22 protein-coding genes are annotated in these 23,145 nt (G+C 52.8%); 10 read left to right on the top strand and 12 right to left on the bottom strand.

The genetic code is table 11. The annotated features are described in order from the left end of the window. Positions 1-64 precede the first annotated feature (64 nt). Positions 65-772 (bottom strand): autoinducer binding domain-containing protein, encoded by a 708-nt coding sequence (locus tag G462_RS0111640; RefSeq protein ID WP_026959145.1) that lies wholly within the window; start codon positions 770-772, stop codon positions 65-67. Positions 773-940: 168 nt separating this feature from the next. Between G462_RS0111640 and G462_RS22620 the strand changes: the two genes are divergently transcribed. Beyond that, positions 941-1,384, top strand: a complete 444-nt coding sequence (locus G462_RS22620) for a DUF4902 domain-containing protein (protein ID WP_169720170.1) — start codon at positions 941-943, stop codon at positions 1,382-1,384. Here the strand turns inward: G462_RS22620 and G462_RS0111630 are convergent. Then, the gene (locus G462_RS0111630; RefSeq protein ID WP_026959144.1) at positions 1,376-1,942 is read right to left on the bottom strand and encodes an acyl-homoserine-lactone synthase; all 567 of its coding nucleotides are present in this window, start codon (positions 1,940-1,942) and stop codon (positions 1,376-1,378) included. The genes G462_RS22620 and G462_RS0111630 overlap by 9 nt on opposite strands. A gap of 312 nt (positions 1,943-2,254) precedes the next feature. Between G462_RS0111630 and olsF the strand changes: the two genes are divergently transcribed. Next, on the top strand, positions 2,255-4,057 hold the full coding sequence (gene olsF, locus G462_RS22615; protein ID WP_084405039.1) for a bifunctional ornithine lipid synthase OlsF: 1,803 nt from the start codon (positions 2,255-2,257) through the stop codon (positions 4,055-4,057). Here the strand turns inward: olsF and G462_RS0111620 are convergent. Next, entirely contained in the window at positions 4,020-5,168 is a 1,149-nt protein-coding gene (locus G462_RS0111620) for an aminotransferase-like domain-containing protein (RefSeq protein WP_026959143.1), read from the bottom strand. The two genes, olsF and G462_RS0111620, sit on opposite strands and share 38 nt — an antisense overlap. A gap of 196 nt (positions 5,169-5,364) precedes the next feature. Here G462_RS0111620 and G462_RS0111615 point away from each other — a divergent pair, with 196 nt between their 5' ends. From G462_RS0111615 to G462_RS0111590, 6 genes are all read left to right on the top strand, one after another. Next, positions 5,365-6,258 (top strand): AraC family transcriptional regulator, encoded by an 894-nt coding sequence (locus G462_RS0111615; RefSeq protein WP_026959142.1) that lies wholly within the window; start codon positions 5,365-5,367, stop codon positions 6,256-6,258. 140 nt (positions 6,259-6,398) lie between these two features. Next, positions 6,399-7,433, top strand: a complete 1,035-nt coding sequence (gene metN / locus G462_RS0111610) for a methionine ABC transporter ATP-binding protein MetN (protein ID WP_026959141.1) — start codon at positions 6,399-6,401, stop codon at positions 7,431-7,433. Then, a complete protein-coding gene (locus tag G462_RS0111605; RefSeq protein WP_026959140.1) occupies positions 7,423-8,076 on the top strand; it encodes a methionine ABC transporter permease in 654 nt (217 codons plus the stop codon). Before metN ends, G462_RS0111605 begins: the two co-directional genes overlap by 11 nt. Positions 8,077-8,134: 58 nt before the next feature. Next, entirely contained in the window at positions 8,135-8,926 is a 792-nt protein-coding gene (locus G462_RS0111600; protein WP_051326708.1) for a MetQ/NlpA family lipoprotein, read from the top strand. Between the two features lie 423 nt (positions 8,927-9,349). Next, positions 9,350-11,266, top strand: coding sequence for a methyl-accepting chemotaxis protein (locus tag G462_RS0111595; RefSeq protein ID WP_026959138.1), 1,917 nt, complete (start codon positions 9,350-9,352; stop codon positions 11,264-11,266). 116 nt (positions 11,267-11,382) lie between these two features. Next, on the top strand, positions 11,383-12,219 hold the full coding sequence (locus tag G462_RS0111590; protein ID WP_026959137.1) for a CvfB family protein: 837 nt from the start codon (positions 11,383-11,385) through the stop codon (positions 12,217-12,219). A 7-nt stretch (positions 12,220-12,226) separates the two neighbouring features. On the opposite strand, the gene G462_RS0111585 is transcribed toward G462_RS0111590, so the two are convergent. Continuing rightward, a complete protein-coding gene (locus G462_RS0111585) occupies positions 12,227-13,183 on the bottom strand; it encodes a YbgA family protein (protein ID WP_026959136.1) in 957 nt (318 codons plus the stop codon). A 479-nt stretch (positions 13,184-13,662) separates the two neighbouring features. Then, positions 13,663-14,868 carry an L-2-hydroxyglutarate oxidase gene (gene lhgO / locus G462_RS0111580; RefSeq protein ID WP_026959135.1) on the bottom strand — a complete coding sequence of 402 codons (1,206 nt, stop codon included), beginning with the start codon at positions 14,866-14,868 and terminating at the stop codon, positions 13,663-13,665. An 84-nt stretch (positions 14,869-14,952) separates the two neighbouring features. On the opposite strand from lhgO, the gene G462_RS0111575 reads away from it, so the two are divergent. Together G462_RS0111575 and G462_RS0111570 are read left to right on the top strand one after the other, a co-directional pair. Continuing rightward, the gene (locus G462_RS0111575; protein ID WP_035477567.1) at positions 14,953-15,708 is read left to right on the top strand and encodes a sulfite exporter TauE/SafE family protein; all 756 of its coding nucleotides are present in this window, start codon (positions 14,953-14,955) and stop codon (positions 15,706-15,708) included. Positions 15,709-15,917: 209 nt separating this feature from the next. Further along, positions 15,918-16,655 carry a ferredoxin--NADP reductase gene (locus G462_RS0111570; protein WP_026959133.1) on the top strand — a complete coding sequence of 246 codons (738 nt, stop codon included), beginning with the start codon at positions 15,918-15,920 and terminating at the stop codon, positions 16,653-16,655. A gap of 1 nt (position 16,656) precedes the next feature. Here the strand turns inward: G462_RS0111570 and G462_RS0111565 are convergent, their stop codons facing one another. The 7 genes from G462_RS0111565 to G462_RS0111530 form a co-directional block, all read right to left on the bottom strand. Further along, complete coding sequence (locus tag G462_RS0111565) at positions 16,657-17,829, bottom strand: AAA family ATPase (protein WP_026959132.1); 1,173 nt, start codon at positions 17,827-17,829, stop codon at positions 16,657-16,659. 162 nt (positions 17,830-17,991) lie between these two features. After that, entirely contained in the window at positions 17,992-19,656 is a 1,665-nt protein-coding gene (gene ettA, locus G462_RS0111555) for an energy-dependent translational throttle protein EttA (protein WP_026959131.1), read from the bottom strand. A 28-nt stretch (positions 19,657-19,684) separates the two neighbouring features. After that, positions 19,685-20,980 (bottom strand): site-specific integrase, encoded by a 1,296-nt coding sequence (locus G462_RS0111550; protein WP_026959130.1) that lies wholly within the window; start codon positions 20,978-20,980, stop codon positions 19,685-19,687. Beyond that, on the bottom strand, positions 20,953-21,177 hold the full coding sequence (gene xisR / locus G462_RS22610) for an excisionase family protein (protein ID WP_035477565.1): 225 nt from the start codon (positions 21,175-21,177) through the stop codon (positions 20,953-20,955). The genes G462_RS0111550 and xisR overlap by 28 nt, the downstream gene beginning before the upstream one ends. 192 nt (positions 21,178-21,369) lie before the next feature. Continuing rightward, positions 21,370-21,747: a hypothetical protein gene (locus G462_RS0111540; protein ID WP_026959129.1), complete on the bottom strand. Its 378-nt coding sequence runs from the start codon at positions 21,745-21,747 to the stop codon at positions 21,370-21,372. A gap of 222 nt (positions 21,748-21,969) precedes the next feature. Further along, a complete protein-coding gene (locus G462_RS22605) occupies positions 21,970-22,239 on the bottom strand; it encodes a helix-turn-helix transcriptional regulator (protein WP_035477564.1) in 270 nt (89 codons plus the stop codon). A 256-nt stretch (positions 22,240-22,495) separates the two neighbouring features. Continuing rightward, positions 22,496-22,711 (bottom strand): hypothetical protein, encoded by a 216-nt coding sequence (locus G462_RS0111530; protein WP_026959128.1) that lies wholly within the window; start codon positions 22,709-22,711, stop codon positions 22,496-22,498. Positions 22,712-23,145 lie beyond the last annotated feature (434 nt).

Below are 23,145 nucleotides of genomic sequence, written 5' to 3'. Positions count from 1 at the left end.
ACCCCCAGAAAAGTCGGGCGCTAGTATATACGCAAGCCGCAGCCTTACCTAGCGCTAATCTAGACTAGGCGAGAAGTCCTTCAAGTGCGGCTTTTACCGTAGCCGAGGTCTTGTTGGCAACCTGCAATTTACTGACTGCCTGACCGATGTGGAAGTTCACTGTCCTGGCGGAAATGCTCAAGATTACTGCGATCTCTTCAGCGGTTTTACCATCGGCAGTCCATTTCAACATTTCGATCTCGCGCTCGGTTAAGTTGTAGCTGCGACCACCTTCTCGGGATAGCCGACCTGATAGGCCATGATGGGTAAGTTGGGCTAACCACATCAAGCGGTAGCAGTGTTCTTTGATCTCTTGAGGAGAAACTTCTTCATTAGCCCTCGAGAATGCAAGCAAGCCAACACTTCCATCTCCGTTTCGAGTCGATTGTGACCAACCATATTGAATACCAAAGGAGCGAGCATCCTCCCAAAACTCAGGCTGCTGCTGGGATAGATGCTCATTCCAAACAACCGGAAGCTGTGACTGTAAAGCATGCTTTACGGTTGGGTCGACTTCAATGTAGTTATTACGGTGATACTGCAACTGCCACGATAAGGGGTAGCTGGTGAGAATTTCGGTTTTAGGAGAGGAGATAGGGTAGGCCTGACGTAGCGCAAAGGCACAGTATTCAAAACCAAATTCTTTTGCGACTCGATTTAAATGTTCAAAGTAGTCACGACTGGTATTGCTTGACTCCAAGCTGTTCAATTCTTGTTCTAACCAGCTATCCATACTTCTCTGTCGATTACCTTAACGTCGGGCGAATTTACCATGAGTGATTCGCAAAAAATCACGACTATGTCCATGCTTCAGTATACCGCAACTGTCAATGTTGACAATTGAGCTGGTTAACAAGCACTGCTTTATTTACTGATACTAAAAACACAGGCGAGTTTTGCTTTGATTAAACAACAGATACTTCCGTCTCCGATTGCACAGCCTGAGCACCTGCCGGCAGTTAGGGTTTCTGATGATGGCTTGGTTAGGATCACCTTTGAACAGTTATTGTGTTTCCCGATGCAGCACTTGCTGTCAGGGGTAGATAACGAGCGTGGCGATGCGGTTGCGACTGAATCAGCGCAGGCATCGGAGCTAGCGGGTTACACCGAATGGTTTTATGAGAACGGCAGCGCCATCACCCTAGGCTGGGATTGGCGCTGGTTCTACGCGAACGGCAGTATGCATTGTGATGCCATTCGCTTGCCACGGAGTAACATTCAGCTGCGAGAAGACGACTACGATGTCAGCCCTGCTCGCTACGATGAGTTGCTGATGAAGTATATTAGTCAGCTATGTTGGCGTCGGGATACGATCCATACGGTGTGTACCCAGCAATCAGCCTAGCTGCTCCTGCAAGTCAATGGAGAGTGCAACCAGCGCATAGCCGTCGATGATTTGCGGTTTGCCTAAACGGTGGCAACGTAAACCGAGACGACGGTAAAGGCGTTCGATCATCAAGGTCGCAACGCCGACAACATGCTTGGCCCCGTGCTCTTTAGCCACTTTGAGAGTCTTGAACGCTAGCTCGGTGGTGATTTTCGGGTCAGGTTTGCTGCCAACTGCTGCTTTGGTATCCAAAGTCGTTAGGCGAGAGACCTCCCAGATGTCTTTTGAGCAGGGGAGTGGGAAGTCGTTCATCAGTTGCGGGAACACTTCACCAAGTAAATAAGGTTTGTGGGTTGGTAGTAGACGGGAACAGCCGTTTATTGCGCCTTCTTCATCGCGGGAAACGATGTAAACAGTGTCTTCTCGATCAAATTGGTCTTTTTCGAAACCTTCTGGAGTATCTAGCTCCCAGCCCAGTTTTTCGACGAAGACTTGGTAGCGGTAGTTAGCCAGTTCGATATAGGTAGATTCATTGTAACTATTTAATTGTTTTGCAGTACCAGAAGTAAACTCCATCTCAACTCTCCTGTTGGTCAGTGGTTGAGGTGAGTACAGCGCAGGCTTTGTTTTACCGAAACTGTCAATGTTGACAGTAGCGGGGGCCGCTATTTATCTGTTAAAAGCGAGTAGACGGTTAGAGTTATAAAGGTGGCTAAAATCAGCTATTTAGTTGATTATTAATAATAAAATCGATTATCTGATTATTTTGCTTGGATGTGTTTGCGCGACTTAATCTTTTTGCCCTACTTCATAAATCTGCAAATTTATTGTTCCTAATTTGTCATATTTGCTGACTAGGCTGGGCCGAGCCCAGGGAGAGGTCCGCGAATGATATCGACAAATCAAATCCTAGATCAGCATTTTCCTTCGCTTAATCAAAAGCCTAAGCGCCGTGGAATGGTACATTGGTTACTCAGAAAGATGCTCTATGAGAACGAGTTTCAGACGTTTTCAGAGCAACACCCTCAGCTAAAAGGCTTGGCGTTTATTGAACAAGCATTTAGTGAGCTAAACGTAAGCTATCAAGTGAGTGAGCGGGATCGAGAAAGGATCCCCACTCACGGCAAAGTGGTGATCGTTGCCAATCACCCGATTGGCTCGCTAGATGGCTTAGCGCTGCTCTTACTGGTGGGGAAACTGCGTCAAGACGTGAAGATCGTTTCCAATGAGATCTTGTCTGCCTTAGATCCTCTAAATGGTCTGCTACTACCCGTGAACAATATGAATGGAAATAGCCGCCGCTCGCAGCTTACGGCGATTGGGCGACACTTGGAGCTGGGGGGCGCTGTGATTATCTTCCCTGCAGGCGAAGTGTCTCGCTTGAAAGGCATCACGGTTCAAGATGGCCGCTGGAGCAAGGGATTTCTTAACATCGCCACCAAGGCGAAGGCGCCGATTCTGCCCATTTGTGTCAGAGCCAAAAACAGTAAGCTGTTTTACTTGGCCAGCACACTCTACAAGCCGCTATCGACCTTGCTATTGGTGAGGGAGATCTTTACCCATAGAAATCAGATGTTGAATCTGCGAGTTGGCGAGCTGATCCCGGTGCGTAGTTTCGCCAATACCGGACTTGATGACCGCAACACCCAAGCCAAGCTAATGCGCAAACATCTCTATTGGATCGGTAAGAAGCGCCCCGGACTGTTTCAAACCGAAGCGGCAATTGCACACCCGGTATCACGCCAAGCGCTGCGCCAAGTAGTGAAATCCCTCGAGCCTCTGGGCATGACTCCGGATGGCAAGCAGATCTATCTATCGCGCGACAATCACTCAGAACTGCTGTTGGCCGAGTTAGGTCGCCTGCGAGAAATTGCCTTTCGCGCGGTAGGTGAGGGAACTGGCCTGCGCAGCGATACGGACCGTTTTGATGCCGACTACATGCACTTGCTGCTGTGGGATGACGACGACCTGGAGGTCGCTGGCGCGTATCGCTTTGCTGATAGCCACGCTCAGGTTGAAAAACATGGGCTCAACGGCCTTTATAGCCATAGCTTGTTTAATTACAGCTCACAGAGCGAGGATTTTATCTCGCAAGGCTTGGAGCTGGGGCGTAGCTTTGTCCAGCCGCGCTATTGGGGCAAGCGTAGCCTGGACTATCTATGGATTGGGATCGGCGCATTTTTGGCGAAGAATCCGCAATATCGCTACCTGTTTGGTCCGGTTAGTATCAGTGGTGCGATGCCTGAAGCAGCCCGAGACCTGCTGATCCATTTTTATCAAAGCTACTTCCCGCCCAAGGTGCAGTTTGCCCACTCACGCCAGCCTTACCAACTGGCGGAGCAGCTAGAGCAGGGCTTGCAGTTCAGCTTTAAGGGCGATGACTACAAGCAGGAGTTCTCTCAGCTAAAAAGTGCTTTGGCGAGCATGGGCACTGCGGTGCCAACGCTCTACAAGCAATACACCGAGCTGTGTAAGCCCGGCGGCGTGCAGTTTATCGATTTTAATGTCGACCCTGATTTTAATCAGTGCATCGACGGTTTGGTGTTAGTGGATATGCTGCGCCTGAAAGACAAAAAGCGTAAGCGCTACATTGCCGCCCACAACAAGCTACCAGCGGAGTCTGAGAGTCGCTCCGTAGTTGAGTCCACTGGGATTAGCCCAACGAAGCAAACGCCTGAGACAGTCGTTTGACCGCTAGGTCCAGTTGCTGCGTGTTGAGGGCACTGAAATTGAGCCGTATTGCCTGCTCGCTGGCCTCACCCTGAGGCCAGAACTCATCCCCCGGTACCACCGCTACACCATGCGCTAGAGCGGCGGCAGCAAGGTCGCTGGCATTGTGGTGTTTAAGACTGGCCCAGAGAAACATGCCCCCTTCTGGCAGGCTGAACACCAAGTGATCTGCAAGCGACTCGGTTAATTGCATGGCGAGGTGTTGCAGGTTTTGCCGGTAGTGGCTAGTCAGGTTGTCTAGGTGAGCCTCGAATGTGGGCTGCTGCAACAGCCATAGACACATCTGCTGCATCGGGACGGCGGAGTGTAGATCGCAAGCCTGTTTCACCTTAGCCATGGGCTCGATCAAGTTGCTGCTGGCATTGACATAACCTACGCGCATCCCCGGCGCGCCAATCTTGGAAAACGAGCCAAGGAAAAAACTGTCTCCCTGTCCCAGACTTGATACTGCTGGCAGCGCCTCACCTCGATAGCGCAACCGCGAGTAGGGAGCATCTTCAATCAGGGTTACCCCATAGCGTTCCATCAAGCGAGCAACCGCTTGTCGAGTGCTCAGATCCCAGCAACGCCCCGTGGGATTGTGAAAATCCGGCACGGTATAAAACAGCTTTGGCTTGTGCTCGATAAGTTGCTGCTCTAACACCTCGAGATCGGGGCCGGTAGTTACGCTGGGTATTCCGATAATCTGTGCTTGCGCCAGCTCAAATATCTGTAGTGCTCCTAGGTAGGCGGGAACTTCGCAAATGATCTTATCGCCGGGGCTGATATAGGCCCGGGCGATTAAATCAAGGGCCTGCTGGGAGCCGGTGGTGATCAACACATCACCGGCGATGGGCTGTTGTGGCCTTAGATGTTCGCGCAGTTCGCCCAACCCAAGCGTGGCGCCGTACTGATAGCACTGGGGGGAGTTTGCCAGCTCAGCCGCGGCTTGCTTGAGTAGTGAGAGCGGGAACAGCTCTGGGTTGGGCAGGCCGCCAGCGAGCGACAACACTTGCTGCTGTTGTGCCACATTAAGGATGTTACGGATGTAAGAGCTACGGGTTTGTCTTACGGCTTGATTGGGAACGAGCATGTTGCCTCCTGCGGTGTGCTTTATGTTTGCTCAACAGGGTAGGCTTGATGACAGAGAACACGTTTGTCTTAATCAGTGCACGTTCTTATCCAAATGTGCTATTTATCTTTCATGGCTGATTTGTTTTTAGGCAAAGTGACCTAATGTCGCTCATTAATCACGCTATTTGATCTCCATAAGGAAAGGTGCAGCCGTTATGACCTTGGATACAGAAATTAGTCGGGAGCGCCGAATCAACGATGTGCTCTATCATATCCACCGGAACTTGGATGGCGATCTGCGAGTATCGGGCTTGGCTAAGGTGGCGGCTTACTCTGATTTTCATTTCCAGCGCTGCTTTAAGGTGGTGACCGGAGAGAGCGTTAATGACTATGTGCGCCGCACCCGGCTTGAACGTTGTGCCAATCTGCTGGTGTTTAACCCTACTTTGAGTATCCAACGAGCCGCCGCTCAATGTGGGCTATCCTCGCCCGCTTCTTTTAGTCGTTCGTTCAAAGAGTACTTCGGAGTATCACCGAAACAGTGGCGAAATGGTGGTCATCGTCGCTACAGTGCGGAAAACTTGCAGCAAAACTGGGGCGATGAGTTACGCCGCCAGCTTACCGAGCCCTGCCATTTGGCCTTTCCCGAAGTGCGGATTGATGTGTTGCAGGCCCAAGCGGTTGCCTACGTGCGGCATCGTGGCTACGACCGCTCGATCAATCGCGCCTACGACAAGTTGCGGGTGTGGGCAGCGATGCATGGTGTGCCGTGGCAGCAAGATAAGCTGCTGGGGCTGTTGCACTCTAATCCCGATATCGTACCGGCCGATGCCTGTCACTACGTGGCTTGCTTGCAGATCGAGCAAGAGAATATCCGGCGCGGACCGGTCTGCTTTATGACAATCCCCGGCGGCCCCCATGCGCGCTTATCAGTAAAGGGCAAGTTCGGCGACTTGCTGCCGGTGCTGCATCACTTCTATCACCATTGGTTGCCCGAGAGTGGCTACATCCTTGGCAATACCCCTGCCTTTGTTGGTTATCGCCAATGTCATTTTGTCGATCCTGACGAATCCTTCGACCTCGATCTGTTCGTTCCCATTAGCCTTTAAGACATTTAGACGGCTATACATCTAAAAGTCTATTGACAGACTTCTGGATGGCTATATACTTCGCTCATTACCTATACGAAATGTCGCTTATTGATGACCTGGTGGTTTAAGTGACTGGTTAATTGGCTGTATTGGCGTTAATGATTGAATTAAAGCAAGTATCTAAAACATATACTCATGCGGGGCGAACGGTTGCAGCGTTACGCCCGCTTGACCTGCAGGTAGAACGAGGCGAGATCTTCGGGATTATCGGCAGTTCTGGCGCGGGTAAAAGTACCTTGATCCGCTGCGTGAACCTGTTGGAACGGCCGGATGGTGGACAAGTGCTGGTGGATGGGCTCGATCTGACTACCCTGCCTGCTAAACAGCTACGGGCTGCGCGCCAAGATGTGGCGATGATCTTCCAGCACTTCAACCTGCTTAACTCGCGAACCGTGTTTGGCAATGTGGCATTGCCGCTAGAGTTAGCGGGTGCAGACAAGCAGCAGATTGCCAATAAGGTGGCATCGCTATTAGAGCTGGTCGGGTTGGCGGATAAAGCCAATAGCTATCCGGCAATGTTGTCGGGCGGTCAAAAACAGCGAGTGGCGATCGCCCGGGCCTTAGCGGTTGACCCAAAGGTACTGCTGTGCGACGAAGCGACCTCGGCGCTGGACCCGGAAACCACCTCGGCGATCCTTGATTTGCTCAAGCGGATCAATCAACAGCTCGGCCTAACCATCCTACTTATCACGCATGAGATGGATGTGGTTAAGCGGATCTGCGACAAGGTGGCAATCATCGACGATGGCGCATTGGTCGAGCAGGGCCCGGTGGGCGAGTTCTTTGCCAATGCCAAGACCGAGTTGGCCAAGCGATTTATTGCTTCCACCATGCACTTGGAGGTGCCGGCTTCCTATCAGCGTCGCTTGCACAGTAACGCAAAGGCCAGCAGCCATCCCTTGGTGAAGCTCAGCTTTCGAGGCGATGCGGTGGATGCACCGGTGATTTCTCAGGTAGCGCGTAAGTTCAACATCGACTTGTCGATTGTCAGCGCACAAATGGACTACCTCGGTGGCAACAAGTTTGGCTTGATGCTGGTGGAGCTAAGTGGTGAGCAGGCGGCAATCCAAGACAGCCTTGCCTACTTCGAACAACACAATATCACTGCGGAGGTAGTGGCTTATGTCGACTGATCTGTTTCCTCTACTGTTGAAAGCCACTTGGCAAACCCTGCAGATGGTGGGTTTGTCGGGGTTGGTGGTCGCACTGTTTGGCATCCCTCTTGGGTTTTTGCTGCATTTAACCAAGGCTGAACAGTTGCTGGCAATGCCATGGCTAAATCGAATTCTGGGCACGGTGGTCAACGCAGGCCGCTCTATTCCCTTCATTATTTTACTGGTGGCCTTGATACCGTTTACCCGTTTCGTGGTGGGCACCAGTATCGGCACCATGGCAGTGGTGGTGCCACTGAGTATCGGTGCTATCCCATTTATCGCCCGCTTGGTGGAAGGGGCGTTGTTAGAGATCCCGTCTGGCTTGATGGAAGCGGCTGAGGCGATGGGGGCCAGCCCTTGGCAAACCATTCGCAAAGTGCTGCTACCGGAAGCGTTGCCGGGGATCATCAATAGCATCACCATCACTCTGGTTACGCTGGTCAGCTATTCGGCCATGGCTGGAGCGGTGGGTGGCGGAGGCTTGGGCGATGTAGGCATTCGCTATGGCTACTACCGTTTTGAGCCCGAGGTGATGGTGGCCACGATCGTGGTATTGCTAGCACTGGTACAGCTTATTCAGATGTTGGGCGATGCGCTGGTACGCGCCATCGACCATCGATGAGCCAATAGATAAATCAATAGACAAAACTAAAAATAAAGTAACAAGTGAGAACGCAGCAATGAGTAACTTTTTTAAAAACATTATCTTGGGCGGTAGCGCATTATTGCTAGCTGCCTGTGGCAGCAACGACGACGTACTGAAAATCGGTGCCATGGCGGGTGAGGAAGAGCAGGTTGCTGAAATCGCCGCCGAAGTGGCCAAGCAGCAGTTCGGTCTGCAAGTCGAGATTGTGGCCTTCAGTGACTACGTCACACCAAACGAAGCGCTCAACGATGGCAGTATTGACCTGAATGCCTTTCAGCATCGCCCTTATCTGGATGCACAGGTTGAAGCGCGTGGCTACGACATCGTGGCAGTGGCCAACACCTTCGTTTATCCGATAGCTGCATACTCGCAAAAGCTAGACAGCCTGGAAGCGCTGGAAGCTGGTTCAAAAGTGGCGCTGCCGAATGACCCGAGCAACCTGGGTCGCTCGCTGGTGTTGCTGGAGCAGCAAGGTTTGTTGGTACTTAAGCCAGAGGCCGGCATCAACGCAACCACTCGCGATATCGTCGAAAACCCGCTGAACCTGGAAATCTTGGAGCTAGAAGCTGCGCAGCTACCGCGCTCGCTAAACGATGTGGCCTTTGCGGTGATTAATAACAGCTTTGCTGGCATGTCGGGTCTGACTCTGGAAGAGCATGGCTTGTTTGTTGAGAGCAAAGAGAGCCCTTACGTAAACCTGATTGTGGCGCGCAGCAACAACCAGCAAGATGAGCGCGTGCAGCAGTTCATTGAGGCTTACCAGAGTGAGCCGGTGTATCAAAAAGCCTACGAGCTGTTCCAAGGCAATATCGTAAAAGGTTGGTAATTCAATCTCTTACAAATAACTCTCTAAACGGCCAAATCCTTGGCCGTTTATTTATCTCCTGTCATATAAATGTCACAACACCGTCATAGGATCCGCCCATAAAGCCCTACAATTCATAGCTTTATACCCGAGCAATCTCAAGATGCTTGTTCAGCGAGATTTTACAGGCCCTCAGGTAAGGCACTGCTACGCCGATCTAGTGGTCTAAATCAGGGAGCAGTAACGCGGCATGAGGGCCTGTAAAACTCGCCCTTTGGGAGGAGCTCAATGTCCATAGCTCTGCGTTGAAAGTACTCAAAATGGGTCACCATTCCTTCATACTTTCGCCTTGCTCTATGGACATTGAGTTCCTCTGAATCATGTATCTTGAGGTTGTTCGGGTATATAGGATTGAAACCAGTTCCAGTTGTTAAAGGACTAACAATGCGCGTATCCCAATTTACTCGCCTGCAAATACTGGCATTAATGCTGATTAGTGGGTTGCTGTTCGTTGGCCTCTACTACTCCTTGAGCCAAAGTTTGCAAGCCGACAACAAGCTCAGCCACTATCAGGCGCTTAAGCTGGAATTTAGTCGCGATCTGATGAGTTCGATCCACTCTTATCTCGATACTGGCGATGCCATTAAGCTCAGTCAGGCAGAAGATCTAGCCATTTCGCTTGGTGAGCGCAGCCGCGACATGGGGCTTATCGAGCTGAGTGTGCTGCTTAATGAGTTTGTTGAGGCCCTGCAGCAGCGCTACCGGGCGCTCGGAAAACTCAGTGGTGATGAGCAGGGCTTGCTGGTGAACGCGGAGCGCGAGCTGGTCGCATGGACTGACAGCGCACTGGATTATGCCCAGCAGGCCGACCACTCTAAACGCATCGACTATTTTAGTTCGGCCGGTAAGCTGCTGACCGAGCTGGCCATGTTAGCGCAGCAGCGTCAGCGCTATTTCGATAACCCCAGCGAGGCAAGTCAGCAAAGCTACTTGGCGACCGTTAAACGGGTCGAGCAGTTGGCGACCAAGCTCTCCAATCTACCCTTACTCGGGGTATTCGCAGAAGCGCCGGAAGATGACTTTGTTTTAGGTGATCCTGAAGAGCCGGAAGACTTGGCTGAAGAGATCCAAGCCGAGCTACGTTCATTGGCGCGCCGCTACCCCATGGAGCTAGATAACTCCCTGCAGTTGATTGCCCAGCGCGAAAGTCTGCGCGAGGCCTTGCGCGATGAAGTGGCCAACTTGAGTCAACGATTAGACCGCGCTGCGGCTGAGGTTGAAGTGTATCGGCAAGAGGTGAATCAGCGTACCGAATGGAGCCTTTATTCCATCGCTGCGGTGCTGTTTGGTTTGGCTATTCTGATATGGGTGGTGACGCGCTACATCGTATTGCTGCCACTGCGTAACCTACGCGACGGCTTCCGCGAGTTAGTGGAAAACGACCGGGTCGAGTTTCTGCAGGTGCGACAAAAAAACACCGAGCTAGGCGAGATTGCCAACTACTTCAACCACTTACTCAATGGCCAGCTAGAGCAGCAGCAGCGACGCAATGAGCAGTTGTCGGTGGTGTCTGAGTCGCTCAGCCGCGTGACCACGCAGATCCAGTCCCTGCAGCAGCAGTCCCAAGCCACCGATGAGCAGATGAGTGCATCGCAGTCGTTGATGGGCCAGCTCGAGGCCTTAGCGGCTCAGCTGAACCAGATCGCCACCAACCTGGAAGACAAAGCCCACGCCACCGAGCTGGCGATGGTCGATAGCTTGCAGGATGTGGAGAAGGTAATGGATGCCAGCAGCCAAACCCAGCAAGCGGTAGCGGCGGGACGAGAGTCTCTGGCTACCTTAGTGACCGCTGTGACCGACGTAAGTGCTATTTTGGATGTGATCCGCAGCGTCGCCGAGCAGACCAATCTACTGGCCTTGAACGCGGCAATTGAGTCGGCGCGCGCTGGCGAGCATGGCCGCGGCTTTGCTGTGGTCGCCGATGAGGTGAGGAATCTGGCGATGAAAACCCAAGGCTCGCTGGAAGAGGTTAGCGAGATCCTCAGCCAACTGAGCGAGTCCTCAACGAGCCTGCAAGGGCACATCAATGGGATTGGTGAGGCCAGCGAACACCAACGTGAGATCTCAACCCGTTTACTGCAGACCAGTAGCGATGTGCGTGCTCAGGCGCAAAGTTCGGCCGAGGTCTCCGAGCAAGCCTCTCAGTGCATTCGTGAGCAAAGTAGCTGTATGGCTGATTTTGGTGGGCAGATGGCGCGGATGAAAAGCCAGATAGACTCAGCTTGTCGCTTGGCGGTGGATATTGAAGCGGATGTTTCCTCTCAGGCCAGCAATATCGTGAAAACCCTTCAGGTGGCCTAAAATGTGTGCTCTGCTAAAAAACACGGTTCGCTGAAAAAATACTAAAATCCAAGCATGTCGGGGCGGCTCTTGTTAGAATGCCGCCTTTTCCACCCCTGCTAATCGAGAGTATCGCCATGCTTGAACTCGGCCGAGTTAACCGTCTTCCTCTAGTCACCGACCCATCTGGTCAACCTTGTGTTGATGCCGGGGAGCTGGGGCTATTGAGCATTAAGCCCGAGGAGATGGAGCGAGTTAAGCCTGATAGTGACAGTGTCGATGCATTCCTCTATCGCGATAATGACGCCGGTGTCGTCGCCACCCTTAAGCGCCCCAAGGCGCAAGTCGGTGAGTGTGCCAACCTGCGGGTTACCAGCATCACCCCGGTGGGCATTTTTATGGATTGGGGCTTGGATAAAGAGCTGTTTGTGCCCTACAACCAGCAACAGCAACCGATGCAGGTTGATCACAGCTACGTGGTACACCTTTACCTGGACAACGAAGAGCGTGTGGTAGCTAGCGCTAAGTTGGACCGCTTCCTCGATAAGACCGAGCACGACTACCGCGATGGCCAGCAGGTGAATATTTTGGTCGCCGGGCGAACCGAGCTCGGTTACAAGGCCATCGTTGAGAACCAGCACTGGGGAATCCTCTACTACGACCAAGTGTTTCAGCGGGTGCGTGCCGGTGAGCTGCTAAAAGCCAAGATCGCCAAGGTGCGCAGCGACGGCAAGTTAGATCTGAGCATGGGCGCGGGTGGCAAAAAGCAGAGCGACGAACTGGGTGAGCGGATTCTGGCTAAGCTTCGCCAAGAAGATGGCTATCTGGCGATCAGTGACAAAAGCTCGCCTCAGGTGATCTCGGCGGTATTTGGTGTGAGCAAAGGGGCCTACAAAAAAGCCATTGGTGCGCTCTACAAACAAGGCCTGATTACTATCAGTAAAACAGGCCTTGTGCTGAACGACGAAGACTAAGCAGTTCTTAAAGCGAGTAGCGTAGCCTCAGTGCCATCGGGTGCGGGTTGAGATAAACCTGCGCTGAGAGATAGTCATTGGGGTGCTCGCGCAGATAATGCTGCAACAGCACCACCGGTGCGAGCAGTGGCAGCATTCCCTTCTTGTAGTTAATAATGTGGTCGGCCAACTCTTGGCGCTGCTCGCTGTTTAGCTGCTTCTTGAAATAACCCTGTAGGTGCTGCAGTACATTGCAGTGATTCTTACGGCTGATGTTGTGCTTCATAATCGCCATAAACTCAACGATATAGCGCTCAAACCCAGCTTGGTCATTCTCGCTAAGGTTGGCGACCACTGGCCCTAACTGGCGGTAACGCTCGGGGTTATGGGCCATCAGCAAGTACTTGTAGCGCGAGTGAAACTGCATGATCTTGGAGACGGTCAAACCGCTTTGCTGCATGCACTGCCAATCGTGGTAGGCGTACACCCGGCTGATAAAGTTCTCTCGCAGGATGGCATCGTTGAGCCGACCGTCTTCTTCGACGGGTAGCAGCGGATTGTTGGCCATCAACTTGGCGGTAAACAGGCCAACGCCGTCGCGCGAGGCATTGTTCTTCGCAGGCGAGTAGACACTGACTCGCTCCATGCCGCAGCTCGGCGATTTTGCGCAGACCACGTAGCCACTGAGATGGCTTAAACGCTTGGTTTGCTGCTCGCTAAACGCTTCCATGGATTCAGTGACATCGATACTGCCATCGCTGGCCTGTAGGCGGATGCGTTGGTCGTCTTCGACCAGACGGATGGTTTTACGTGGCGTGCCCATGCCGATGGCCATTTCTGGGCAGATCGGCTGAAAGTCAAAATACTCGGTAAGCTCATAACGGCAGAAACGGCTCTGTTTGTGGCCGCCATCATAACGAACTTCCTGTCCTAGCAGGCATGCACTGATGCCCACTTGAATGCGCTGCGATGAAAACTCAGACATTGCTACCTCGACTCTGTCGTGAAGGGTTAACAGGGGGCTTGAAAGATGTGTCCCAGCTAACATGTAACCCATTTAAGCATAGTATACCCGAGCACCCTCAAGATGCATGTTCAGCGAGACTTTACAGGCCCTCAGGTAAGGCACTGCTCCGCCGACTTAGTTGCCTAAATCAAGGAGTAGTAACGCGGCATGAGGGCCTGTAAAGCTCGCCCTTTGGGAGGAACTCAATGTCCGTAGTTCTTCGTTGAAAGCACTTGAAATGGGTTGCCACTCCTTCGTACTTTCGCCTCGCCCTATGGACATTGAGTTCCTCTGAATCCTGCATCTTGAGGTTGTTCGGGTATAGATGTCGCGCGGTAGCTCGGGGCAACTGCAGTTCCGTTTGCCCGAAGAGTGCTTGGCTTCTCATCGCCCTGTGACGGGGGAGCCAACGAAACTACCTGCGCAACATCTCTTTACGCTAGGGAAGAGCGAAACGATCACGGCGCATATTTTTTTGCGATTTTCTGGCACAGATACTCGCCGATGGGGATCGCCGACGTGGCTGCAGGGGAGGGGGCGTTGCACACGTGCAGGCTACGTGGACTTTCGGCAAACAAAAAATCGTGCACCATCGCGCCGTCGCGCATCACGGCCTGGGCGCGGATGCCGGCTGGATAGGGCTTTAAATCTCTGAGCGTGAGGCTGGGGCAATACTTGCGAACCTGTTGCAGATAGCCGGGCTTGAACAGGGAGTTTTTCGCCTCGCGCAGCCCAGCGCTCAAGTGGCTGCGAGTAGTTTTCCAGAAGCCTTCGAATGAGAGCATTTCACACAGATCGCTTCGATTGATGCTTAGCTTGCGGTAGCCCTCGCGTGACAGGCCCTGTACCGCGTTGGGGCCAACGGTCACGCTGCCATCCACCATCCGAGTCAAGTGCACGCCTAAAAACGGCAGTTTGGGGTCGGGGATCGGATAGATCAGGTGCTTGATTAACTGATTGCGCGATTCAGGGAGCTGATAGTACTCGCCGCGATAAGGAATGATCTGAAACTCAGTAGGCAGGCCATGCAGTTTACACAAGCGATCGGCTTGGAGCCCGCCACATACCACCAAAAACTGGCAGCTAAGCGCATGCTCCTGGCATTGGACTGTAATATCATTGCGGCGCTCTTTGATGCCGACGACCTGCTGGTTAAGCAAGATCTCGCCACCGAGTTCTCGGATCAGTTCCGCCATGCGCTGGCAAATCGCTGGATAATCAGCAATGCCGGTATCAAAGACCTTAATCGCGCCTAAGCCGGTGATATTCGGTTCAGCCTTGGCCAGCTTGGCCGCATCCCACAGCTCGCAGGCAATCTGGTTTTGTTTGCAGCGCTCGAAAAGCTGTTCCATCCGATCAAGCTCCTGATGATCGGTTGCCACCAGTAGCTTGCCGCATTGTTGATAAGGGATCTGATGCTGATCGCAGAACGCGATAGTGGCCTTTAACCCACGCTTGCAGAAATCAGCCTTAAGGCTGCCCGGCTCGTAGTAGACGCCGGCGTGGATAACCCCGCTGTTGTGGCCGCTTTGGTGCTGGGCGAGCTGGGCTTCTTTTTCCAGCAGGACTAAGCGCTTACCCGGGTATGCTTGAAGCAGCTGCCATGCCGTGGACAGGCCAACAATGCCGCCACCCACAACAATAAAATCAACATCTTGTCTCATTGACATCCTTATCCGAGCTTGTTGATCTTGAGTGTAACAGGCGAACAACAAGATTTGGATAGTGGTGACAAGGATGCAATACAGATGACGGTGCTAGAGATAAGCGCACTGCTGGTGCTTGGGCTACTCGCTGGCGGTATCAACACCCTAGCCGGTGGCGGCTCTAACCTGACGGTTCCCGCGCTGATGGTCATGGGTATGCCCGCCGAAGTGGCCAATGCCACTAACCGGGTTGGGATCTTCTTGCAGTGCCTGACCGGAACCTTAGGCTTTAAACGCCACAATCAGCTGGATACTCAAGATCTCTCAGGCATCCTTTGGCCGATGTTTGTCGGTGGTCTAGCCGGTTCGGCGGCAGCCGCGTTCGCTCCTAGCTACCTGATCAAATACTTGCTGTTGGGCGCCATGCTTAGCGTCACCGGTTTAATGCTGCTGCGCAGTGAAGTGATGTCGCCGGAAGCCGATGAGCCGGTCAAGCGGGTCAATGACACACCTTCGGCTTGGCCTGCGCTATTGTTTGCAGGCTTCTATGGCGGCTTTGTACAGGCGGGTGTCGGCTTTGTACTACTGGCCGCCTTGGTGGGCAGTTTGCGCTACGACCTGATCAAAGCCAACGCCCTGAAACTGGTCTGTACCCTCGGTTTTACCGCCGTCGCGCTGGTGATGTTTATCTGGCAAGGGCAAGTCAGTTGGCTGCCTGCACTAGTACTGGCGGCCGGCTATATGGTCGGAGCACAGCTGGCCGTGAAGTTGGCCATTTCTGCTAAACCTCAGACTCTTAAGCGCTTTTTGTTTGCGATGACGCTGGTGGCTTGTGTTGCTGCCTTGTTCAGTGACTGATACCAATCCGAATAAGTAATGTTCAGAGGTTGCGCAGGAAAAATCATTGAGGACAAGGAGGCGCTCGCGGTAACTAGTGGACTAATTACAAGAGTGCTGACGCTGTCATCAATGATTTTGACCAGCAAGAATGACCCGGTACTTATTTGGATTGGTACAGCTATGCTTTAGGTCAACGGTGATTTGTTGCAACGATTTAGGGAGACGCTATGTGGGTGACGGGCAAGGTTAGGGAACGCATCGATTGGAACGATAGTCTTTTCACCATCAAGATCGAGGCGGACATCCCCCGCTTTAAGGCCGGCCAGTTCATCAAGCTAGCCGAACAGCGCGATGGAAAGCGCTTGGCGCGCGCCTACTCTCTGGTTAACGCTCCTGATGACCCGCTCTTGGAGGTATTGGCCATCAAGGTGGAAGACGGCCAGCTATCGCCCCAGCTCCACCAACTGCAGATCGGCGACAGCATCGAGCTATCCAGCAATGCTGCCGGTTTTATGGTGGTCGATGAGGTACCTGAGTCCCGCGACCTGTGGCTGCTGGCCACCGGCACCGGCGTTGGCCCCTTTCTTTCCATGATTGACGATCCGCTAACCTGGCAGCGCTTTGACAACGTGGTGCTGTGTTACGGGGTGCGCTTTGGCGAAGACCTCTGTTATCTGGAACGGATCCATCGGCAGGGGCAAGCCAAGCCCGGGCGCTTCCACTTTGTGCCGCTAGTTACCCGCGAAGCCCATCCCGACAGCCTGCAAGCGCGCATTCCCCCGGCATTACTTTCCGGTGAGCTAGAGTCCTTCGCTGGTCTGAGCCTCAGCGCCGAGCACTCCCATGTGATGCTGTGCGGTAATCCGCAGATGATCAGTGATGGCATCGAGGCGTTGCAGCAAAAAGGGCTGCGCAAGCACCTGCGACGGGAGCCTGGACATATCACTGTGGAGCGCTATTGGTAGGCTAGCGCAAATCGGGCCAGGCCCAGGGCGGTGTGTTCAATAGATCCTGTCCTTCAATTTCCGTCTGGCCAAACTGTTTGCGCAGGCGAATGGTGTTGCATTCCGCTTGCTGCTCGAGGGCATCGATTAGTGCGGGTGCATGCGAGACCACCCACACTTGGGTAGCTTGGCTGGCTTTGATAATCAGCCGTGCTAATGCGGGAAGCAACTCCGGGTGTAGGCTGGTCTCCGGTTCGTTGATCACCATCAAACTGGGCGGGCGAGGAGTCAGCAGGGCAGCCACCCACAGCAGGTAGCGTAGGGTACCATCGGAAAGCTCTTTACCGGTTAGCGGCCGCAGTAAGCCATGCTGGTTAAACTCTATATTAAACAGGCCATTATCAGAGACTTGTATGGTTAAGCGGGCGCCGGGGAAGGCATCTTCGATGGCCTCTTCGAGTCCTTGCTCGTCGCCGATCTCGATGATGGTTTGCAGGGCCGCGGCTAAATCGCTTCCATCATGACCCAGTACCGTGGTGCGGGTACCGAGCTGGGGCAAGCGCGCTGGTGCCTCGGAGTCGGTACGAAAATGGTCATAGAAGCGCCAGTTCTTGATGAACTCCCGTAGGTTCAGTACCTCTGGGGTGTGCTGTGGATCGGCGAGCTGAGTGAAGATGCTCTCGAACATCGGCATATGCTGGGTAATCACCTGCCATTGGCGTTTATCTCTGGCCTTCACCAGGCAATCAGTGCGCTCCACCAAGGCGGAAGCTGGGCGGTACTTGCTACCTTGCCAGATGCTCTCGCGCTTCACTTCTGGGTCTAACTCAAAGGCGCTGGGGTAGGGCAGTGGTGGGGTAACCCCTAAAGATACCGAGTAGCTAAACTCACTTGCGGCAAAGCCCAGGCGAAGGCGCTTGACTGCCTGCGAGTTGGTGGCTTGAATATCCTGCTCACCCTGGCGCATTGCCCGGGATATCTTTGCCGGGCCCGCCCAAAACGTCGATTCAATCCCACCTTCTTTAGCCAGCGAGTTGACCACACCGCCGCGCGCGGTTTCAGCGAGCAGCCTAAGCGCTTTGTACAGGTTTGATTTGCCACTGCCATTGGCGCCGGTGATGAGATTCAGGTTGGCCAATGGGATGACAATGTTTTGCAGTGAGCGGTAGTTACTGATTGCCAGAGTTTCAATCAAGGTCGTGTCCCTACGAGTAACAAGATGGCGGATTCAAGGTTACCAGTTCGCGCTCGCTGCTTGAAGGTCAAGCGCTATGCTCGGGGCTGAGGGGCAGTTTAATGTCTCCAACGAAAAAGGCTTCCCGAAGGAAGCCTTTCTATTGAGCGGTGCGGCACAGGATTAGTTAATACGCTTGTACTTAATGCGGTGTGGCTGCAGGGCATCTTCGCCGATGGTTTCCTTCATCCAGGCTTCGTACTCGGTGTAGTTGCCTTCGTAGAAGTTCACCTGACCTTCATCGCGGTAGTCGATGATGTGAGTGGCGATACGATCCAAGAACCAACGGTCGTGCGAGATAACCAAGGCACAGCCGGCAAACTCCAGCAAGGCGTTTTCCAAGGCGCGCAGGGTTTCTACGTCCAGGTCGTTGGTCGGTTCGTCGAGCAGCAACACGTTGCCGCCAGCTTGTAGCAGTTTGGCCAGGTGCAGGCGGCCACGTTCACCACCGGACAGTTCGCCAACCCGTTTTTGCTGGTCGGTGCCTTTGAAGTTAAAGCGTCCAACGTAGGCACGGCTTGGGATCTCGATATTGCCGATGCGCAGGATGTCCTGACCGCCCGATACTTCCTGCCATACGGTGGCAGAGTTATCCATGGCATCACGGAACTGATCCACGCTGGCCAGCTCAACGGTATCACCCAGCTCAATGCTGCCGCTGTCAGGCTGCTCTTGGCCATTTAGCATGCGGAACAGGGTCGATTTACCCGCGCCGTTCGGGCCGATAATACCAACGATGGCGCCTTTAGGAATGCTGAATGACAGGTCGTTAATCAGCACGCGGCCATCGTAGGCTTTGTTTAGGTTGGTGACATCGATAACCTTATCGCCTAGGCGTTGAGCCGCTGGGATGAACAGCTCATTGGTTTCGTTGCGCTGCGAGTAGTTCTGGTTGTTAAGCTCTTCAAAGCGTGACAGACGCGCCTTGCTCTTGCTTTGACGACCCTTGGCGTTGCTGCGTACCCATTCCAGCTCTTTCTGGATGGACTTCATGCGGGCTTTCTCTTGGGAGGCTTCTTGGGCTAGGCGAGCTTCTTTTTGCTCCAGCCACGACGAGTAGTTGCCTTCCCATGGAATACCTTCGCCACGGTCAAGCTCGAGGATCCAACCAGCCACGTTATCTAGGAAGTAACGGTCGTGGGTAACCGCCACAACGGTGCCTTCGTAGTCGTGCAGGAAGCGCTCCAGCCAAGCCACAGACTCGGCATCCAAGTGGTTGGTCGGTTCGTCGAGTAGCAGCATGTCTGGCTTTTCTAGCAGCAGGCGGCACAGTGCCACACGGCGGCGCTCACCACCGGAGAGAACCTTGATTTGGGTGTCCCACTCAGGCAGACGCAGCGCATCGGCGGCGCGCTCAAGTTGTGATTCCAGGCTGTGGGCGTCGTGGGTGGCCAGGATCGCTTCCAGCTCGCCTTGCTCTTGGGCCAGTGCGTCGAAGTCGGCATCCGGTTCGGCGTAGGCGGCGTAAACCTCATCCAAACGAGTCTGGGCGTTTTTCACGATGGCGACGGCTTCTTCAACCACTTCGCGAACGGTTTTCTCCAGATCTAACTGAGGTTCCTGTGGCAGGTAGCCGATCTTGGTGCCTGGATGGGCGCGGGCTTCACCTTCAATCTCGGTATCGATGCCGGCCATAATCCGCAGCAGGGTCGATTTACCCGCACCGTTAAGACCCAATACGCCGATCTTAGCGCCGGGGAAAAAGCTCAGTGAGATGTCTTTTAGAATGTGTCGCTTGGGAGGAACGATTTTCCCTACGCGATTCATGGTGTAGATGAACTGGGCCATAAGTTAATTTTCCTTAGAATTCATTAAGTTATGCGTTTCTAGTTTTCTTGTGGGGCATGTGTGGGGCACTTTTCTTCAAACTCGCCTCTAACATAGCCACCTGATTAGCGTCGTTTTCGGGGATCCAATCGCCATAGACATTGAAAACCATCTGGGCGGTGCTGTGTCCCATTTGCCCCGCAATATACGCAGGATTAGCCCCGTTTGAAAGCATCCAACACGCGAAAGTGTGACGTGTTTGATAAGGGGGGCGGCGCTTGATGCCTGCCCGCTTACAGATCCGCGTCCATTTGTCTTCAAGTGAGGTGTTTGAGTAGTGCGGCTTTTCATACTCACCTCGTGCAGTTACCAACGGGTTAAATACAAACGTACAGTGATCAATTCTGATTCGGCGCTTCTCTCGCAGAACAACGTTTATAGCGTTGCTGGGGTAAAGTTTGGTTATTGCTTGCTGGGCCTGCAAGGCTTCCACCGCCGGTGACAAGAGTTTTATGACACGCTCACCGCTTTCGGTCTTGGGTTGGACAAACTCGCCAATGCTTGCGAGGTTACGTGATACCTTTAATTCTCGCCGAGTGAGGTCGATATCCTCCCAAGCTAAGCTGATTAGCTCACCATGGCGTAGCCCAGTGTAGACCGCAACTGTAATAAGGTTGGCATCTTGAGGGTGTAGGCACGCAGCTAATAGTCGACCGAACTCGTCGGTGCTAAGTGGTTCAGGTTTAGAGCGGGTCTTTTTGAGCTGCTTAACGCTCTCCCAAAAGCGTGACTCTACAATGTCGTTGGAAAGGGCAAACTCGAACATCTGCCGCGCGATAGTCAGGTACGTGTTAACGGTTCTGACAGTTCGGCCAGACTTGGCTCGATTAGTATGATTTTGTGGCGCGTCCAATAGCTGGGAGCGAAGCTCGGCAAAGTCTTGTTGGCGTAGGTCGCTGCAAAAGCGATCTGGCCCCATATAGTTGACAATGGTTTTTAGCATTGAGGTGTAACGAGCATGGGTATTGTTGGAGATGTCCAAGGCTTTGTACCTCAACCACCTTTGCGCCAGTTGAGATACTGTTATGGTGGCTGAGTTGACCCCAAAGCGGGCTAGATTGGGGGATTCTGGAAATGCTTCTCCATAATCAAAGGCACCTGTTCTGATTAGATAGGTGATGTGCGAGCGTTGCTGGCTAGCCTTTTTTATATTGGCTTTTGTGGGAGGCACGCCCAATGACTCACGACAGCGATGGCCACGATACATAAACCAGATCCGCAGCGAGCCGCCGTGGACTTCAACGCCAGTTGGCATTTTTACTGTTGGGGGTATTGGGCGATCCACGCATAGATCCTCGGTAAGTTGTACATCACGCGCCCGCGATGGTTGGCCTCACCGGATACGCCAATTTTTACCCAGTGCTCACCTTGCAGCCAAATCTTCCCGCGATAGTTTTTACACATGGTTTGAGTAAACCCTAGAAGGCTCATCAATTTGTCTTCCGAAACCCAGATTAGCGATACCTGCTTAAGCTCGTTCATAACCAACCTCTGACACGCTCTAGTTATGGAAGGCACCATTGCCGCAACTAGATGGTTGAAAGCATGGCTTTCTCATCTATCCGGCGGCTAATGCGCATCCACTCTCAAGCTAGGATGGCTGGTAACGGGGGCAAGGTTTTAAACTAATGTCATGGCTGGCGAGACTTAACGTATTTTGAGTGACATTGGCACTTACCAATCATCAAAGTCCAACCAGTCATCGAAGAGGTCATCATCCCCACCGAGGGTGCTTCCACTTGAGTTGCTTAGGCTGTCATCAAAAACATCGCTTTGCTCATGTAACACAGTGCTATCGTCAAGAAACTCGAACAAATCATGGTCACTCAAGTCTGAACCATAGGGATTTCCCGCGACATCGACACCATTGAAGCTATCGGCCATGGGCAGGCCTGTCGCCGGATTGGTTCCCCTACTGTCTATTTCATGAGAGCTGTGCGGCGGAGCGCTATCGAAAAAGCCATAGTTGGGCATGCCTCTCACAAAGGTTTCGTCACCGCTGTTACTCGACGAGGTATCAAAGTACCCAGCTATCCAGCTCAACAGGCTCATGCTCTTCTCCTGGCTGCACTTTATACAGAAGCTAATAGGCGTGATGCTTTGAGGGTGGATGATAAATCTGTAAAAAGGAAGGTTATAGCGAGATTGTTTTGTGTCGGTTACCGACACAGAATAACGGCGAGGTCGCCCACGAAATGACTCAGCATAACAGCGTGCTTTCCGGCGGCACCTGCCCAAATGCTGACACAGAGTACTGTATTGTAATCGACCAACTCAAAATGGGAGCTGAAGCTGCTGACAAGGTCGCCTGTCGAGCATCAGTTTAACGGCCGCTTTTAACTGGTTGCTGGATGCGCCTTTGCAGAGCATGTCTGAGATTTCATCAATCTCAGACTCATACCACACAGGTGCACGGCCACTTATCAAGTTAACTGGCGGAGGGAAGGTGCCATTGTTGATGCGCTCAAGCACATCGCGCTCACCTAGCTTTGTTCTTTGACCAAGCTGTGACTTTCGTATTGTTCTCTTCTCAAGCAGCTGCATGCCTTAACTCCTACTGGGCTCAACGATTACGCGTGGTGCGTAATCACGTTGCGTTACTCAGTAGATTGTCGCTAAGCAGCTAGCCGCTCGGGCCAACTAAAGTCACCTAGCCGTAGAGTTAGCACCATTTGGTGTCACAGCTCGGCTCCCCTTGCGCAAATAGGATTGCGAAGCGTTGGCCACGGAATGACTCAAAGACAAAAATAGACGCTATGAGCGTCTACTTAAACAGGATAATCAGTAAATTGCGTAGCACTTAGCGAGCCATCATCACCTTTTCAAAAGAGGCATTAAAGGCTTTAATCGCGCTTGCTTTCGCTTTGCTTGAGGCTTCACGTTTAGCGGCTTGAGTGAAGTTGATATTCTGCAAGCTTTTTAACACAGCGTTTCTGTCCACCACAATGGATACTGCTTCTGTTGACTTGGCCTGACCGCTTCGACCCGAAGCTCTACGGCGTTTGTAAGTAACCATCTTGTTGCTCCTTGTGTCGTTAAATCAGGGCTCGCAAGCGTACTATGCGCTCACCAGTTCAACAAACGGTTTGATCCGCCTGTGTCAAGTTACGGTGATCATCTTAGTTTAAAGTTGACGATGCTGTCAGCAACTAACGGCTGATTTTGAGGGGGATCAGATATCAAGATGTTAGGCTTCACACCCCTCAAGGTGATTCACAGCGAACAAGGCTTGCCTTGAGACTTTGTTTCACTAACTGAAGGTTGCTACCTAGGTCAGGGACACGTAGATAATAGTCCTCAACCGACACCTTGACGCCTGTTGGTCACTCGTGATCTAGTTACTAACAGATATTAGGTCAGGGTGAGAGCGTGAATGGTTACTTTTCACTCTATTTCTCTGAGAACCCTGCTGATAGCACCTGTTCAAGGTAAGTTGTGTTCATTGCCGCA

Source organism: Aliagarivorans taiwanensis DSM 22990 (genome assembly GCF_000429505.1).
Lineage (GTDB): Bacteria > Pseudomonadota > Gammaproteobacteria > Enterobacterales > Celerinatantimonadaceae > Aliagarivorans > Aliagarivorans taiwanensis.
Note: the sequence above shows the minus strand (reverse complement) of the source record. Positions and strands in the feature narration are given on the sequence as shown.